The organism is Variovorax sp. P4_D9 (genome assembly GCF_056401695.1).
The window spans coordinates 1-1,258 of the sequence record NZ_JBFUIU010001475.1 but is presented as its reverse complement, the minus strand read 5'-3'; the positions used below and the strand labels follow the sequence as shown (position 1 = coordinate 1,258).

Here is a 1,258-nt window from a genome sequence, read left to right as displayed (position 1 = left end):
GAAGAAATGGGCGATGCCGAGCGCCAGGGCATCACGGAGGAGGAGGAGGTGCCAGTAACGCCGCCGCTGTTTCGGCCACAGTGCGAAGTGCCGACGCCGGAAGCTGAATTTTTAGTTGCCTCCCAGAGTCATCTGCAAAAACCAGAGAGAGGGTTTTTTGCCATCCCTCGTCCATTTGAGCTTGCGCTCGCACAACGGTTGACCCCGTCGGTGGCCAAAAGCTGAACATTGGCTCATCCATTTGACAATCCTATCGAGAATTAGGAGCGTTTGATTTTGCGCCTTTGGCTTGCTCTGGGGGTTTTCGCTTTATCCAAATGTGGTTTGTGAGGGGTAGAGAGCATGCGCCACGGGCCTCCAGTGCCTATCGCTTGGCGGAGCTCTTGGGGGTGGTGGGCTCGGCCTTGGCCTTCGGGAACGGGATGACCTCGCCCGTGGGCTTCAACCCGGCGGCCTCAAACATCGCAGAAGCCGCACGATCAACCGACTCGCGAACGGGATCCAGATCCAGGCGCGCATAGATCGCCGTGGACTGCGGATCCATGTGGTTCAAGCTCTTGCCGATCAGGATCAGCGAGGAACCGGTTCGTGCCTGCCAACTGCCGAGCGTTCGCCGCAGATCGTGGATGTGGAGATCCTCCAGGCCGGCGCGCTTGAGGATGCGGCTCCACGCGCTATGCGGCTCTCGGATGTGGTCGTCCTTGCCCTCYTTCGCGGCCTTGGTTCGGTCGCTCGGGAACACATACGCCGACCCGTTCCTCTTCTCGTAGCGTTGCTCCAAGATCTGTACCGCCTCGGGCGCAAGCGTCACGGTCTGGGCCTTCTTGTTCTTCATAAGCGCACCTTGAATGCGCCATTCAGCGCGCGTCAGGCTGACGTCGGCCCACTTCATGGCGAGGACCCCGGAGCGCCTGACGCCGGTGAGCAAGGCGACACCGAAGAAGTCGCGGAAGGTTTCGTTGGGTTCTGCGGCCAGTGCTTCGAAAAAAGGACGCAGTTCGTCCGGTTGCAAGAACCGCTCGCGACTTTCAACGGCGTACTGCGCGTGTCCGCTCGCCGGATTCTCCCCAACGAAATAGCGGCGCTTTTTGTCTATCGCGAAGTTGTACATCGCTCGCAGCAACTCAATCGCACGGTTGGCGGTGGTGCGACCGGTGATCCTGTTCGCCTTGTCGCCGGTTCCTGGGAGTGGCTTCGGCTTGGGGTCGGGACCATGGCGGCGGATCGCTTGGCGCTCGGCCACTTCGCGACGTCGGGC

The 1,258-nt window shown here is 60.9% G+C and carries 2 protein-coding genes; one reads left to right on the top strand and one right to left on the bottom strand.

Annotated elements, in window-relative coordinates; genetic code table 11:
* Positions 1 to 225, top strand: a 225-nt coding sequence (locus AC1DY5_RS56130) for a hypothetical protein (protein WP_478122789.1), incomplete at its 5' end; no start/stop codon positions are given.
* 139 nt (positions 226 to 364) lie between these two features.
* Here AC1DY5_RS56130 and AC1DY5_RS56125 read toward each other — a convergent pair.
* Positions 365 to 1,258, bottom strand: an 894-nt coding sequence (locus AC1DY5_RS56125; protein WP_478122788.1) for a tyrosine-type recombinase/integrase, incomplete at its 5' end; no start/stop codon positions are given.